Below are 15,432 nucleotides of genomic sequence, written 5' to 3'. Positions count from 1 at the left end.
TCTTTGTCCGAAAATGCCCGAGAGGGCCTTTTCGTGGGCGGGTGCCGCCAAATTCGCTTTCGGCGAATTGAAACCAGGGAGAGCGGCCATGCCTGTCAGCGGCGTCGATCACGTCAATATCCTCACTGACGATCTCGAGAAGACGGCCTCGTTCTACGAGCAGGTTCTCGGCCTCACGCGGAGCGACAACCCCACGATCGCCATGGGCATCGCCGGTTACTGGATGCGCGACGGGCAGGGCAGCGCGATCGTTCACCTGGTCGACCGCACGACGGCCGGCGACCGCTACGAGGCCTATCGTCCCGGCCAGCCGACCAATGCGCTCCACCACTTTGCCCTGCGCTGCACCGGCTTTGCCGAGACCGCGGCAAAGATCGAGGAACTGGGCCTTGCTCACCGCGTGAGCGACCATCCGAAGCTGGGGCTGCGCCAGATATTCCTGGTCGATCCCAATGCGGTGAACCTGGAACTCAATTTCCCGGGCGATTGAATCTGTCCCGTCCGGCGTAGCAAATGCTCGCCTTCCCGGTCCCGGTTGGGTAGCCTTGCCGCAACAACCTGATTTTCCAAGGACCGGAGCGCCTTTCGATGTGCGATGACTTCACGGCCGAAGCTGAAGATGGCAACCTCGCGCGCCGGGGATTGAACCGGCGCGAGTTCGCGGCGCTTGGCGCCAGCGCTGCGCTGGCAGGCTGCAGCACCAGCATCATGAAGACTCATCCCGCCAATTCCGTGCAGGAGCGGATGGTCTCGATCACGACGGCGGACGGCGTGGCCGATGCCTTCTTCGTCCATCCCGCCAAGGGTAGCCACCCCGGCGTGATCATGTGGCCGGATATCGCCGGCCTGCGCGAAGCGAAGAAGATCATGGCCCGCACTCTGGCCGCGGAAGGCTATGCGGTCCTTGTCGTGAACCCCTATTACCGCGGAGAGCCCGCCCCGGTGTTCGAGAGCTTCGCCGCATTCCGCACCCCGGAAGGGCAGGCCAAAGTCGAGCCGCTGCGCGCCGCGCTGACGCCCGAGGCGATCTCCCGCGATGCCGCCGCCTATGTCGCCTTTCTCGACGAGCAGAAGGCCGTGGACCGCAAGCGCGGCATCGGCTCGAACGGGTACTGCATGGGCGGCCCGTTCACCGTGCGCGCGGCCGCGGCCGTGCCGACGCGCGTGCGCGCGGCCGCCTCTTTCCACGGGGCGGGGCTGGTGACCGACAAGGCGGACAGTCCGCACCGCCTTCTGGCGCGGTCCCAGGCCTCGTTCCTCTTCGCCATCGCCCGCAACGACGATGCCAAGCAGCCGGCGCAGAAGTCCGAGCTGAAGCAGGCCGCCGCGGCCGCGGGCCGCCCGGCGGAAGTCGAAGTCTATCCGGCCGATCACGGCTGGTGCGTGCCCGATTCCCCGGCGTGGGACCCGGATGCCGCGGACAAGGCCTGGCAGCGGATGCTGGCGCTCTACGCCACGCTGTGAAGCGGCGGCTCCATGGGCGGATGTCCAGATCGTCATTTGCCCGTTAACGCCGGGTTACAATAGGCGCGTCCACGGTGTAGGAAGCGCTCGGGCCGCTTGGCCCGCTTAAGGGATTTGTACCTAGAAAATGGCCAATGATTCCGGCCGGCGCCGCTCCACCAGCGGGCCTTCCTCTTCTGCCAAGAAAAAACCCCTCTGGCGCCGAATCGTTCGCGGCGTGTTGATATGGGGCTGCGCGCTTGTCGTCCTGGGCGTGATATTCCTGGGCACCGCCGTCGTCTTCACGATGAGCGAGCTGCCGGAATACAACGCGCTCAAGAGCAGCCAGAACGGGCAGATGATCGTGGTCCGCGCGCGTGACGGCACCGAACTCGTCTCGCTCGGGCCGAGCTATGGCAAGTGGCTGAGCTACGACCAGATTCCCGAAGTGATGAAAGGCGCCATGGTTTCCGTGGAAGACCGCCGCTTCCATGAACATATCGGCGTCGACGCGCTGGGCCTGCTGCGCGCCGTCTACGTTTCGACCACGACCGGCGGCCGGGCCAAGGCCACCTCGACGATCACCCAGCAGCTGGCGCGCAACGTCTTCCTGAACAACAGCCGCTCCTTCACGCGCAAGGCGCGCGAAGCGGTGTTGGCGCTGGCGCTGGAGCGCAAGTTCAACAAGGACCAGATCCTCGAACTCTACCTCAACAAGGTCTATTTCGGCGGCGGGGCCTATGGCATCGACGCGGCCAGCCGCAAGTTCTTCGGCCACCCGGCCACCGAGCTTTCCACCGGCGAGGCGGCGATCATCGCCGGCCTGGTGAAGGCGCCTTCCAACTATTCGCCGACCGCGGATGTGGAAGCGGCGAAGGATCGCGGCGAAGTGGTGCTGGGCCTCATGGTCAAGAACGGCGCCATCAGCCAGAGCGAGGCAGACCAGGCCGACATCGCCGATGTGAAGGTGGTGAAGGAAAAGGGCCAGAATGCGGTCCGCTACTTCACGGACTGGGCGCTGCCCCAGCTCGACATGCTGCTGCCCGACACCAACGAGCCGATCGAGGTCTGGACCACGCTCGACCCGAAGATGCAGCAGGCCGCGACGAGCGCGATCACCGCCAATGCCCCCAAGGGCGCTCAGGGCGCGCTGGTCAGCCTGGACCGCGACGGCGCGGTGCTGGCGATGGTCGGCGGCACGGACTACGTGAATTCGAACTATAACCGCGCCACCACCGCGCTGCGCCAGCCGGGTTCGGCGTGGAAGCTGTTCGTCTACCTTTCGGCGCTGGAAGCGGGCTACACCCCCGACGACCGCGTGGTGGACGAACCGGTGACGATCGACGGCTGGAGCCCGCAGAACGATGGCCGCAACTTTGCCGGCCAGATCGATATCCGCACCGCCTTCGCCTATTCGAAGAACACCGTGGCCGCGCAGCTCGGCAACGAAGTGGGCTTCGGCACCGTCGCCTCCATGGCGCGCCGCTTCGGCGTGACCACCCCGATCAACACCAAGCCGGCCATGGTCCTGGGCACGTCCGAGGTCCACGTCATCGACATGACCCGCGCCTTCGCGGCGATCTCGGCAGGCGGCACTTCGGTGGAGCCTTATGGCATCGTCAAGGTGACGGCAGCCTCGGGCGACGTGCTCTACGAACACAAGTCCGCGCGCGGACAAGTCCTGGTGCCGCCCAATGTCGCGGCGGGCATTACCGACCTGCTGCAGACCACGGTCGCCACCGGTACCGGCCGCGCCGCGCAGATCGGCCGTCCCGTGGCCGGCAAGACCGGCACCACCAGCTCGAACAAGGACGGCTGGTTCCTCGGTTTCTCCAGCGGGATCACCACCGGCGTATGGATGGGCCGTGACGATGCCCGTCCGGTGCCCGGCCTTTCGGGCGGCCATGCCCCGGCGCGCGCCTTCTCGGACTACATGAAGGTGGCGGTGGCCAAGCGTCCGGTCGAGCAGTTCCAGACGGAAGTGAAGCTTCCCGAATGGCAGCTCGAACCTGACGACGAGGCCATGCAGGGAAATCCCAACGACTATTACTACGTCGATGAGAACGGCAACATCGTGCGCCCGGAAGACGGCGCCGGCGGCCAGGTTCCGGGCGCGACGGGACCGGATGGCCAGCCGCGCTACGAGGATGGCTCGGTAGGACCCGGCGCCGGCCCCGGCCAGCCGCAGATGCCGGACTACGGCCCCGGCCAGACCCCGCCGGCAGCGAATGAGGACTTCCTCGACCGCGCCACCGGCCGTTCGCGCAGCGACGATCCGGGGCTTCGTGCCGGGCAGGGCCTGGGCAATGCTCCGGGGCAGCGGCAGACGGCGCCCGGCGCGCGGCCCGTACCCGCTGGCCCGCGGCCCACGGCGACCCGCACGCCGGGCGACTGACCCCGCTTCCCGTAAGAACGAAAGAGCCCGCCGCGCGTTTCGGCGGGCTTTTTTGTGGCTGCGATGTCTGCCCGCCGGCTCAGGGCATGTCGCTGGAAGGAAGATGGAGCGCGGGCCTCATAGAGCCTGCCATCCGCTGCAGCGTGCTCACCGGATCTGACGCTGCCCTTCCTTCCCCCGAACGAAGCGCCCGAAGGCTGACGCGTCCTGCCCAAGAAAAAGCCCGCCGGATCGCTCCGGCGGGCTTTTCTGTTTCCGGCGGGGCCGGGTCTTAGCGCAGGCGCACCGGGACGTAGGCGGCGGGCTGGCCGCGCGGCTGGACCCGCAGCAGGATCGCGCTGCGACCGTCGGCCTTGGCGGCCTTGATCGCGTTCTCCAGGTCCGCCTGGGTGGTCACCGGGGCATTGTTGGCCGAGAGGATGATGAAGCCGCGGGCAAAGCCCTTCTGGCCGGCATCCGAGCTGGGATCGACGCCGACGATCACCAGGCCACGGGTGCCTTCCGCCGCGCCGATCTGGCGGGCGATCTGCGGCGTCAGCGGGGTGACCGAGAGACCCAGCGACTTCTGCACCGCGCTGTCGGCCTGCTTGGGCGAATTGCCCAGCGGATCGCTGTCCTGGTCGGTGCCCGGATCGAAGGTCTGCTGAAGCTCGTCGTCGGTCGGGCGCTTGGCGACGGTGGCGGTCACCGTCATGCGGCGGCCGTTGCGGATCAGCTCGACCGGGATGCGCGTGCCGGGCGCCGTGTTGGCGACCAGGAACGACAGCGTCTGGTCGCGGGTCACTTCCTTGCCGTTCACCTTCACCACGACGTCACCCGCCTGGATGCCGGCCTTGGCGCCGGCACCATCGGGAACGACGCTCTGGATGAACTCGCCCTTGTTGTGTTCCAGGCCCATCGAATCCGCGAGGTCTTCGTTGAGCTGCTGGATCGTGACGCCGAGATAGCCGCGCTCGATCGCCTGGCCCTTCATCAGCTTCTCGACGATGGGCGAGGCGATCTCGGCCGGGATCGCGAAGCCGATGCCGACGCTGCCGCCGGTGGGCGAGAAGATCGCGTTGTTGATGCCGATCACCTGGCCCTTCATGTCGAACATGGGGCCGCCCGAGTTGCCGCGGTTGATCGAGGCGTCGGTCTGCAGGTAGCGGTCGTAGGCGCCGCCGGCGCCGGTGTTGCGATAGACGGCCGAGACGATGCCCGCCGTGACCGTGCCGCCCAGGCCGAAGGGATTGCCGATGGCGATCACCCAGTCACCCACGCGCGCCTTGGAGCTGTCTCCGAACTTGACGTAGGGCAGGGCCTTGGGGGCGGTGATCTTGAGCACGGCCAGGTCCGACGCGGCGTCCTTGCCGATCAGCTTGGCGGGATATTCCGTACCGTCCGGCATGATGACGGTGATGGATTCCACCTCGCCCTTGCCCTCGGCCGTGATCACGTGGTTGTTCGTGACGATGAAGCCGTCCGCCGACACGATGAAGCCCGAGCCGAGCGACTGCGCTTCACGCGTCTGCGGGGTGGATCCGCCACCGCCGCCGAACAGCCCCTCGAAAGGCGTGCCTGCGAAGGGGTTGGCGCCGCCGCCCGCCACCTGCACGCGCTGGCGCGTGGAGATGTTGACCACGGCAGGCTGAAGCTGCTCGGTCAGGTCGGCAAAGCTGTCCGGCGCGCCGGCGCGGGGCACCACGCGGGCCATCTGGCTGGCTTCGTTCTGGGCAACCTGGGCTCCGGCGGGGAAGCCTGTCACCAAAGTGGCGGTCGCGCCCCCCAGCAGGAGCGCTGTGGTCAGTCCATAAGCGTATCGCACGGGCTTCACGTCCTTTAATTCCTCCGTCTTGGCGGTGCAGCGTCACCATCCGCCGACTTGTTCCGATTGAACCTGTGAGAGCTTAACCGGGTTTGAATAGGCGGCCATTCAGCGCTTCGCGCCGGTCAGGGTTCCCTGAAGTGGTTCAGATAGGCGTTGTCGGGCGAAAGCAGGATGGTCTTCCCGTTGTCGCCCTTGGCGAATGTCACAGAATAGCTCTGCATGGAGCGGTAGAAGTCGTAGAACTGCGGATCCTTGCCGAAGCTGTCGGCATAGATCTTGGAAGCCTGCGCTTCGGCTTCGGCCTGGATGATTTGGGCGTCCTTCTGGCCCTGCGCGGCGATCGTACGCGATTCCTCGGTACGGGCTGCCTGCATGCGGGTGAAGGCGCTTTCCAGCGCGCCCTCGGGAAGGTCGGCGCGCTTGATCCGCACGTCGACGACCTGGGCGCCATATTCGCGGGCCTCGCGGTCGAGCCCGTCGCGGATGTTCTCCATGGCCTTGCCGCGCTCGGCCGTGAGCAGCGATTCGAACGTGCGCTTGCCCAGTTCCTGGCGCAGGACCGAGGAAAGGATCGGCTCCAGCTGCTGCGTGACGTTTTCGGTCGTGCCGGCGGTTTCGACCATCTTCACCGGATCGATGATGCGGTAGCGGGCATAAGCATCGACGTTCAGGCGGAGCTGGTCGGTGGAGAGCACCTGCTGCTGCTGCATGTCCACCGAGAGCAGGCGCTTGTCGATGCGGATCACGCGGTCGACGAGGGGGATGCGGAAATGCACGCCCGCGCCGGTCTGCCCGTAGTCGGCCTTGGGCTTGAAGGGGTTGTAGACGGTGATCGGCCGGCCGGTGCGAACCACCACGGCCTGCTCGGTTTCGGGCACCACGATCATGCTCATCATGAGCGCGACCACGGCCACGCCGCCCAGCATGAGGGGAAGCTTGAAGTCCTGCCAGAAGCTGTTCATCACTGGCCTCCCTTGGTGGCGGGGGTCGCGGAAGCGGCGGCAGGGCCGGCGGGCACGGTCACGACGGTTTCGTCGCTGGCGGGCGGGCGGCGCCGGACTTCGGGCAGGGGAAGGTAGGACGTCATGTTCTTGGAATCGCTGACGACCACGTCGTTGTCGCGCAGCACGCCCTCCATCGTTTCGTAATACATGCGGCGGCGCGTCACTTCGGGGGCGAGCTTGTACTGTTCGTAGACCTTGTCGAACGAAGCCGCGGCGCCTTGCGCGCGGGCCAGGGTCTGCTGCGCCCAGGCGCGGGCCTTGGAGCGGTCGCGGTCGGCTTCCTGCTGGGCGACGTTGACCTGGTCGAAGGCCTCGCGGGTCTTGGCCGGTGGATCGGCCTTCTTCACTTCCACGCCCTGGATCGAGACGCCGGAGCGGTAATAGTCGAGGATGCGCTGGGTGCGTTCGCGCACGTCCTGCTCCACGGTGGCACGGCCGGCGCCCGAGAGCGCCTGGTTCAGCGTGACTTGTGCGATCGAGGCGCGCATCGCCGCTTCGGCCACTTCGCGCACCGTCTCTTCCGGGTCGGCGAGACGATAGCTGTAGTCCTTCAGGTTCTTGATGTTCCAGCGGACCAGGTAGCTGAGGTCGACCAGGTTCTTGTCGCTGGTCAGCATCAGCTTCTCGCCGTCGCCGTCGGGGATCGAATAGACCTTGAAGCTGCGCACGTCACTGACGTCCACGGCCTCGATCGGCCAGGGCAGGCTCAGCGAGAGGCCGGAATCGATGGTCCGCGAATAGCCGCCCAGCCGGGTGACGATGCCCTGGTCCTTGGGGCCGAGCATGTGGACGCTGCTCATGGCCAGCAGCGCGACCACGGCCACGCCGATGCCGAGCGGCAGCCACGATTTGCCGTCGGCGCGGCGCGGAATGTTGGGAAAGCCGCCGCCGGGACCGAACCCGCCGCCGCCACCGCCGCTGGTGCGGCGCGGTTCACGCGGGCGGAAAATGTCGTCAAGACCGGCGGAGCGACGCGGCGGGGTATCGCCGCTGGGAAGCCAGGGGTTGCGCGGGCCCTTCTTGTCGGCCGGACGGTCGGATGGGCGGGGCGGGGTTTCGCCGCGCGGACCTTTCGCCGCTTCGCCGTCGCCAGAGGCGCCCTCATCGGAGCCGCCGTCGTGGCCTTCGCCGGAACTGCCGGCCGGACCGTCGCCGGATCCGCCTTCGGACCCCTCCCGCGGGCCGTCGCCCGAGTTCCCGCCGTCACCGCCCCAGGGGCTTTGACGCCCGCTCATGGCAAGACCTTCGGGCGAGATTGCATCACCAATAGCTTTCATGCCCTTATCTATAGGTGCGCTATTCGCACAAAAACAGTGCCTCTCTTGCCCTTTTTCGCCCAGTGCTCCACCTGAACCGCAAATTCCCCCAAGCTTTGGAAAAGGATGAGATGACAAGTCCGGACGCCGATCGACTGAAAGCGCTCCTGCCGGCCGAGGTCGCCCAACGCGTCCAGTCGCTGCGGCTGGCCGAGGGCACGGCCAGCGTCGTGATCGATGCCACCGGCCTTTCGGTGCAGGACCGCGCCGGGCTGGAAGCCCGCGTCGCAGAGGCGCTGCAGGGCGCTCCCGGCGTTGCCGACGTGCGGGTGGCGGTGATGGCGGACAAGCCCTCGCGGCGCATCCTGGCGGTGGGATCGGGCAAGGGCGGGGTCGGCAAGTCGACCCTGGCCGCCAACCTCGCGGTCGCGCTGTCCCGCATGGGCCGCAAGGTCGGCCTGGTGGACGCGGATATCTACGGTCCTTCGCAGGCCCGGTTGCTCGGCACCGAGGGGCAGCGGCCCGTGGCCCATGAAAGTCGGCTGGTGCCGGTGGCCAGCGCGTTCGGCGTGCCGGTGCTGTCGATGGCCAATCTGCTGGAGCCCGGCCAGGCGATCGCCTGGCGCGGGCCGATGGTGGCCGGGGCGCTGACCCAATTGCTGGAAGGCCACTGGGACAATGCCGAGATCGTCGTCGTCGACCTGCCGCCCGGAACCGGCGACGTCCAGCTGACGATGCTGCAGAAGTTCAAGCCCGCCGGCGCGGTGATCGTCTCTACGCCGCAGGACTTGGCCCTGATGGACGCAACCCGCGCGATCGAGCTGTTCGAAAAGAGCGGCGTGCCCATCGTCGGGGTGGTGGAGAACATGGTGGGCTATGCCTGCCCCCATTGCGGCGAAGTGAGCGATCCCTTCGGTGCGGGCGGGGCCGAAGCGGCCGCGCGGGACATGGGCCAGGCCTTCCTGGGCCGCATCCCGCTCGACATCGTCATCCGCCGCGACAGCGATGCAGGCACGCCCCCGGCGGCCGGAAACGGACCGCAGGCGGAGGCGTTCGCCGCGCTTGCCGCGCGCGTTTCGGATTGGCTGGACAGCCACTGATGGCCGGGCCGCGCCTCTCTGTTTCCGGGGGGCATGCTTCCGAGCGCTCGGTGTCCGGCGCGCGGATCTCGCGCCGGGGGATCCTGATCGGCGCGCTCGCGGGCGGCGGGCTGGCGGTGGGCTACCTGCTGCGCCCCCGCCGCTTTCCGCTACCGCTCGAACCCGGCCGCGACGAATATGCCTTTGGCGCCTGGATCAAGATCGCGGCGGACGGCGTGGTCAGCGTGGCGGTGCCGCAAGTGGAGATGGGGCAGGGTGTCACGACGCTGCTGCCGCAGATCGTCGCGCACGAACTCGGCGCGGACTGGCGGCAGGTGGCGGTCGAACCCGCGCCGGTCAGCGCGCTTTATGCCAATGCCGTGCTGGCCGCGAAGTGGGCGCCCTTGTGGATGCCCGCCATGCCCGCGCTGGCCGAAGCGCCGGACAGCTTCGCCGCGCGCCGCTGGGCCGAGGATCACCGCTTCAACGCCACGGCAGACGGTACCGCGGTTGCCGCCTATGAAGGCCCCGCCCGCGCCGCTGCCGCTTCGGCCCGCGCCTTGCTGGTCCAGGCCGCTGCCGCGCGCTGGAACGTCGCGCCCGAGGCGTGCGAAGTGTTCGGCGGCCTCGTCCTGCACGAAGGCAAGCGCCTGAATTTCGGACCATTGGCAGCGGAAGCGGCGACTTTCTCGCCGCCTGACCCGCCCCCGCTGCGGGCCGAGGCCATGGCCGAGAAGCCCGGCGAATTCCTGCCCGGCGCCCCCTTGCGCTACCCGCGGCTCGACCTTCCCTCGAAATTGGACGGATCGTGGACTTTTGCCGGCGACGTCCGCCTGCCGGACATGGTCCGCGCCGCGATCCGTCAGGCGCCGATCGGGAAGGCGAGCCTCTCGGGCCTGGACGATGGCGCGGGCAAGGGCCTGCGCGGCTTCCTCCGTTTCGTCAAAGGGCCGGACTGGGTGGCGGCGCTGGCCGAGGACTGGTGGACGGCCGAAACGGCGCTGACCCGCGCCAGCCCCCATTTTCGCGTTGCCCGGGGCAGCGACAGCGGCGATGTCGACAGTGCGTTGGACGAGGCGATGGCGATGGGCTCGCCCAGCCGCCTCCATATGGTGGGCGATGCGGCGGCCATCGCGGGCGCGCTGCCGGTCCAGATCCGCTACGAGGTCGCTCCCGCCGTCCATGCCACGATCGAGACGGCCAGCGCGACCGCGCGTTACGAGAATGGGCGCCTCGAACTCTGGATCGGCACTCAGGCGCCCGAGGCCGCCCGCGTGGCTGCGGCCAGTGCGCTGGGTCTGCAGGCGGCCGATGTCGTGCTCTATCCGATGCCGATCGGCGGCAGTTTCGACCGGCGCCTGGAATGCGCCCATGCCGCGCAAGTCGCGGTTCTGGCCCGCGAGGCCGGGCGGCCGGTTCAGCTTACTTTCTCGCGGCGGCAGGAGCATTTCACCACTATGCCGCGGGCGCCGGCCGTTGCGGTCATGGCTGCCCGCCCCGATGCGGAAGGGCGGCCGACCGGCTGGCGCGCAAGGATCGCCGCGCCGGCCACCGCGCGCGCGTTCGGTCGGCGCTTCTTCTCGGGAGAGTCCGCGTTTGATGCGCTGGACGCCGTGGCCGAGGCTGCCGATCCGATGGCGGTGGAAGGGGCGGTTCCGGCCTATGCGGTACCGAACCTGGCCGTCGACCACATTCCGGCCGCGATCGACCTGCCGACCGGCCGGATGCGCGGCAATGCCCATGGCTACACCGCGTTCTTCAACGAGAGCTTCGTGGACGAACTGGCGCACCGGGCCGGGCGCGAGCCGCTGTCGTTCCGCATGGCGATACTGGGGCATGACCCGCGCCTGGCCGAATGCCTCCAGCGCGCGGCGGGCCTGGCGCAGTGGGGCGGCGGCGGCGACAACAGCGGGCAGGGCATCGCCTGCCACGTCATCGGCGATGGCCGGATCGCCGTGGTCGCCAGCGCCCGGCGCGACGAGAACGGCGTGCGCGTGGACCGGCTGAGCGCCGTGGCGGACATCGGCCGCATCGTGAACTACGATGTGGCCCGCCAACAGGTCGAGGGCGGGCTCGTCTTCGGCCTGGGCCTCGCGCTGGGATGCAGCCCCAACTATGCGGGCGGCCGGCCCGATGGGGAGCGCCTGTCCGATCTTGCCTTGCCGACCCTTGCCGATTGCCCGGCGATCGAGGTCGACTTCATCGAGAGCACGGAAGACCCCGCCGATCCGGGCGAACTGGGGGTTGCCGTGGTTGCCCCTGCGGTGGCCAATGCTCTCTTTTCGGCGACGGGGCTCCGCTTCCGCCGCCTTCCGCTCTTTGCCGAGGATATGTAATGGCCACCAGAGACCGGCAATCGGCCGAACCGCGCCGCGCCGAACAGGCCGATGGCGGGATCGGCGTGCTCCTCGTGAACCTCGGCACGCCGGATGCGCCCACTGCCCCAGCGGTGCGGCGCTACCTGGCCGAATTCCTGTCCGATCCGCGCGTCGTGGAGATCCCGGCCATCGCCTGGAAGCCGATCCTCCACGGCATCGTCCTGCGCACCCGTCCGGCCAAGTCCGCCCATGCCTATCAGCAGGTCTGGACTGCCGACGGCTCCCCGCTGGCCGCGATCACCCGGGCCCAGGCCGGGCGGTTGCAGGAGCGGCTGGGTGCGCGCGCGCGCGTGGACTGGGCCATGCGCTACGGCAATCCGTCCTTGTCCTCGCGGCTTGAGGCGATGACGCAGGCCGGCTGCGAGCGCATCCTGATCGCGCCGCTCTATCCGCAATATTCCGGTGCGACCACGGCCTCGGTGATGGACAAGCTGGGCGAGGCGCTGGGCACGATGCGGGCGCAGCCCGCGATCCGCACCCTGCCGCCCTATTTCGACGACCCCGCCTATATCGATGCCCTGGAGGCCGACCTGCTGGGCCAGGTGGAGGCGTTGGACTTCCGGCCCGAAGTGCTGTTGCTCTCTTTCCATGGCATGCCGCAGCGCACGGCCGACCTGGGCGATCCCTACTATCCCCACTGCCTCGAAACCGCCCGCCTGCTGACCGAGCGTCTGGCCCGGCGCCGTCCGGACTTGCGGATCGAGACGAGCTTCCAGTCCCGCTTCGGCCGCGCCCGGTGGCTGGAACCCTCGACCGAAGACGTGCTGGCGGCCGAAGCGAAGGCGGGAACACGGCGCCTTGCGATAGCAGCGCCCGGCTTCTCGGCAGACTGCGTGGAAACGCTGGAGGAACTGGCGATTCGCGGGCGCGAAGTCTTCGAGGAAGCGGGTGGGGAGACGATGGCCGTGCTCGGCTGCCTGAACGACGGGGCCGCGGGCATGGACATGCTCGAAGCCCTCGTCAGGCGCGAGCTATCCGGCTGGTAACAAGGATTTAACCTTAGTTCGCGTTGACTCCCCCGGGCTTCGACCTACCCGTTGTCGGCAGGTTTCGGAGCGGGGGCGAACGAAGATGCGGGATAGGGACTTCGCCGATTTCACCTATGGCGGGCAGCAGGACGCATCCGGCGGCCGGGCGGTCTCGCTGGCGATCTTCGCGGACCGACCGCATCTGCGCGCGACCATGCGCGAGGATGCCGTGGGCGCCGGGCTCGATGTTGCCGTGGCCGCCCCTCTCGATGCGCTTCTCGGCAATGCAGGAAAGCCGCAGGCCGACGTGGTCCTGCTCGATTGTCCCCTGGTCGATGCCGCTACGATGGCGGCGCTCGCCCGGCTGGACATGCAGGCGGCCGGCGGGGGCACGCGGCTGATCGTCTCGACCTCGGTGGACGCGCTCGACGACGTCTTTGCCTGCATGGACATGTCGGCACCGCTGCTGCTGGTCGACCCCAACCGCGCCGAGCGGGTGATCGCGCTGGGGCAGGTCCTGGCCGGTTTTCCCGCCGCGCGCCTGAGAGAACTGTCCGAAGACGACCGGCTGATGCTGCTGCGCCTGACCGAACAAGTGGGGCAGATCGCCGGTCATATCGACCGCCTGGCCCCGCGCGAGGCCGAATCGCCTTTCGCGAGATCGTCCGGTTCGGCGGGCGCCGTCACCGCGCCGCGCGGCGCGGCGCCGTCGGGCCAATCACCGCGCGACATGGCGGCAGGACGCGCGATCCCCCTTGCCAGTACGGCGGCGCTGCCCGAGGCCCGGTTGATCCGCCGCGTGATCCGCCAGCGCCAGCTGCGTTCGCGCTTCATCGAAGGCGAGTTCTTCGCGGACCCCGCCTGGGACATGCTGCTCGATCTCGCGGCGGCGCGGGTGGAGGGCAAGCAAGTCTCCGTCACCTCGCTCTGCATCGCCTCGGGCGTTCCGCCCACTACGGCGCTGCGCTGGATTGGGGCGCTCGTCCAGGCCAACCTGTTCCAACGCGTCTGCGACGAAAACGATCGCCGCCGCGCCTTCATCGAACTCACGGGCGATGCCGCAGACCGCCTGGCCGCCTACTTCGGCGAGATCGCCTCGATGGGCGCGCTCCCGGTCTGAAGCCGCGGCTTTCGTTGTTTCGAAGGATGTCGGGAAGTGGTGCCGGCTACAGGATTCGAACCCGTGGCCCCCTGATTACAAATCAGGTGCTCTACCAACTGAGCTAAGCCGGCCCGGCGCATCGGCATGGGCGATGCGCGCGACAAGTCCGGCGCCCTTACCGCGAGGGAGGGGCGCCGGTCCAGTTGCTTTTATGAAATATCCGCTCAGAAAATCGCGTGGGGCGCATCTTCCTGCATCATCGCCTGCCGCACGAGGGGGATCGGCGGGCCGCCGTGGCTCAGGAACTGGTCGTGGAACGGCTTCCAGGCCGCGCGGCCACCGCGCGAGGCGGTCCAGTCGTCGCGCAGCTTGCGGATCATCAGCTTGCCCAGCGTATAGTTGAGATAGGCCGGATCGTAAGTGCCGCGCGCGGCCTGCTGCTCGGCGGTGCCTTCGTCCTGATAGCACTCGTCCATGAACATGCGCTTGGACTGTTCCTGCGTCATGCCGCGCGCGTGGAGACCGATGGCCGAGAGGTAGCGGCAGTTGCGCAGCAGCGCGTTCGACAGCTGGCCGACATGGACGCCGGCATCACCCTTGCCCAGGCCCGCGTCCCACATCATTTCCTCGGCATAGTGCGCCCAGCCTTCGGCATAGGCGTAGCCCACCCAGAGGCGGCCCACCCAGGAGGGCGAGCGGTTCGAGTGGAGGAATTGCAGGAAGTGGCCGGGCATGACTTCGTGCACCGAAGTGAACAGCAAGTCGTTCTTGCCGGGGATATAGTCCTGTTGCATCTGCTGCGACCAGGAAGGGTCCGGCGGCGAGATGTAGTAGACCGAGGAAATGCCCTTCTCCAGCGGCCCGGCGGGATCGATATAGGCCGAGTTCTGGCGGTTGTAGGGCGGGCTTTCCTCCACCAGCGCCTGTTCGGTGCCGGGGATCGTGGCGATATCGTGCTGGCGCACGAAGGCGGTCAGTTCCGGGATCTGCAGGCGCGCGGCAGCGACGGGGCCGCCTTCCGGCTTGTCGGCGCGCATCTTGTCGAAGCAGGCCTGGATGTCCTTGCCGGGGGCATATTCGGCGCAGGCGGCCTTGAGCAGGTCCTGGTTGCGCTTGAGATCGGCGCGGCCCACGGCTTCCAACTCGCTGAGCGGGGCATCGACGGCCTCGGTGGCGGCGAGCATGCGCGAGAAGCGTTCGGCGCCCATCGCGAAGTCCTGGGTGGGCGTGGCCTTGCCGAGCCAGTCGGAAAGGTCCTGCATGGCCTTGGCCGCGCTTTCCGAGCTGGCCTTGAACTCGGCCTGGAGCGCGGCGTCCTTCACATCGGCGAAAGCGGTGCGGGCGTCGCCGCGGTAATATTCCGCAAAGCCCGAGAAGCCCGCAGTGCCGAGCTTGATGAAGCTGGCGGGCATCGCCGTCTTCAGGTTGCCGCGGATCTGCGCGGCGGCGGTGGGCACGGCCTTGAAGAAGGCGATCATGGCCTTCATGCGCGTCGGCTTGTCGGCATAGGCGCGGCTGACGTAGACGTTCGGGTCGAGGCCGTTCTCGATGTAGAAGCCGGGATTGTTGTGCGGCTTGTCGGCGTCTTCCAGCCAGAACAGCTGGCCCTTGGCGACTTGCACCAGGTAGTCGCGCTCGAAGCGGTCTTCGGCGGAGAGGCTGACGAAGGCGCCGGCATCGGCGATCACCTTCTTCAGGAAAGCCCCGCGTGCCTTGAGCCCGGCGGGGCTCCAGTCGGGCAGCTTGCCGTCGAACTGGTGCGCGCCCTGATAGACCGCGAAGGAGGGATCCTGCGCCATCCAGCTCTCTATCGTCCGGTTCACGAAGCTCTTCCACGGCGTGGCCGGCTTGCCGAGCGCGACCGATACCGGGGTGGCGGCGGGAGCGGATGGGGGAGCGGATTTGGGCGCGGGGGCCGCATTCGAGACGTGTGCTCCCAGACCGAGAGCAAGGCAGGCGATCCCCGCCAGCAGTGCATGTTTCATAGCCGAACTGTCCCT

The 15,432-nt window shown here is 68.2% G+C and carries 11 protein-coding genes and 1 tRNA gene; 7 read left to right on the top strand and 5 right to left on the bottom strand.

The genetic code is table 11. The features are described 5' to 3' along the window. Positions 1–88: 88 nt before the first annotated feature. The 3 genes from ACZ1J6_RS15945 (at position 89) to ACZ1J6_RS15935 (ending at position 3,838) form a co-directional block, all read left to right on the top strand. Positions 89–490 carry a VOC family protein gene (locus tag ACZ1J6_RS15945; RefSeq protein ID WP_132264942.1) on the top strand — a complete coding sequence of 134 codons (402 nt, stop codon included), beginning with the start codon at positions 89–91 and terminating at the stop codon, positions 488–490. 98 nt (positions 491–588) lie between these two features. Continuing rightward, on the top strand, positions 589–1,464 hold the full coding sequence (locus ACZ1J6_RS15940; RefSeq protein WP_465127488.1) for a dienelactone hydrolase family protein: 876 nt from the start codon (positions 589–591) through the stop codon (positions 1,462–1,464). Between the two features lie 127 nt (positions 1,465–1,591). After that, entirely contained in the window at positions 1,592–3,838 is a 2,247-nt protein-coding gene (locus tag ACZ1J6_RS15935; RefSeq protein ID WP_465127487.1) for a transglycosylase domain-containing protein, read from the top strand. Between the two features lie 271 nt (positions 3,839–4,109). Here ACZ1J6_RS15935 and ACZ1J6_RS15930 read toward each other — a convergent pair whose 3' ends face one another. The 3 genes from ACZ1J6_RS15930 to hflK all read right to left on the bottom strand — a co-directional run bounded on the left by ACZ1J6_RS15930 (position 4,110) and on the right by hflK (position 7,884). Beyond that, the gene (locus tag ACZ1J6_RS15930) at positions 4,110–5,642 is read right to left on the bottom strand and encodes a Do family serine endopeptidase (RefSeq protein WP_207912900.1); all 1,533 of its coding nucleotides are present in this window, start codon (positions 5,640–5,642) and stop codon (positions 4,110–4,112) included. Between the two features lie 125 nt (positions 5,643–5,767). Next, positions 5,768–6,607 carry a protease modulator HflC gene (gene hflC / locus ACZ1J6_RS15925; RefSeq protein WP_132264948.1) on the bottom strand — a complete coding sequence of 280 codons (840 nt, stop codon included), beginning with the start codon at positions 6,605–6,607 and terminating at the stop codon, positions 5,768–5,770. Continuing rightward, positions 6,607–7,884, bottom strand: coding sequence for a protease modulator HflK (hflK, locus tag ACZ1J6_RS15920; RefSeq protein ID WP_465127486.1), 1,278 nt, complete (start codon positions 7,882–7,884; stop codon positions 6,607–6,609). The genes hflC and hflK overlap by 1 nt, the downstream gene beginning before the upstream one ends. A 152-nt stretch (positions 7,885–8,036) precedes the next feature. Between hflK and ACZ1J6_RS15915 the strand changes: the two genes are divergently transcribed. The 4 genes from ACZ1J6_RS15915 to ACZ1J6_RS15900 all read left to right on the top strand — a co-directional run bounded on the left by ACZ1J6_RS15915 (position 8,037) and on the right by ACZ1J6_RS15900 (position 13,450). Next, the gene (locus ACZ1J6_RS15915) at positions 8,037–9,005 is read left to right on the top strand and encodes an Mrp/NBP35 family ATP-binding protein (protein WP_465127485.1); all 969 of its coding nucleotides are present in this window, start codon (positions 8,037–8,039) and stop codon (positions 9,003–9,005) included. Beyond that, entirely contained in the window at positions 9,005–11,320 is a 2,316-nt protein-coding gene (locus ACZ1J6_RS15910) for a molybdopterin cofactor-binding domain-containing protein (protein ID WP_465127484.1), read from the top strand. The genes ACZ1J6_RS15915 and ACZ1J6_RS15910 overlap by 1 nt, the downstream gene beginning before the upstream one ends. Beyond that, a complete protein-coding gene (gene hemH / locus ACZ1J6_RS15905; protein WP_465127483.1) occupies positions 11,320–12,348 on the top strand; it encodes a ferrochelatase in 1,029 nt (342 codons plus the stop codon). The genes ACZ1J6_RS15910 and hemH overlap by 1 nt, the downstream gene beginning before the upstream one ends. An 85-nt stretch (positions 12,349–12,433) precedes the next feature. After that, a complete protein-coding gene (locus tag ACZ1J6_RS15900) occupies positions 12,434–13,450 on the top strand; it encodes a MarR family transcriptional regulator (protein ID WP_431567306.1) in 1,017 nt (338 codons plus the stop codon). Positions 13,451–13,487: 37 nt separating this feature from the next. Here the strand turns inward: ACZ1J6_RS15900 and ACZ1J6_RS15895 are convergent. Both ACZ1J6_RS15895 and ACZ1J6_RS15890 read right to left on the bottom strand, forming a co-directional pair. Then, positions 13,488–13,563 (bottom strand) — tRNA-Thr (locus ACZ1J6_RS15895). Between the two features lie 93 nt (positions 13,564–13,656). After that, positions 13,657–15,417 carry a DUF885 domain-containing protein gene (locus ACZ1J6_RS15890; RefSeq protein ID WP_465127482.1) on the bottom strand — a complete coding sequence of 587 codons (1,761 nt, stop codon included), beginning with the start codon at positions 15,415–15,417 and terminating at the stop codon, positions 13,657–13,659. Positions 15,418–15,432: the final 15 nt, after the last annotated feature.

It is taken from the genome of Novosphingobium sp. BL-S-21 (genome assembly GCF_055521655.1).
Note: the sequence above shows the minus strand (reverse complement) of the source record. Positions and strands in the feature narration are given on the sequence as shown.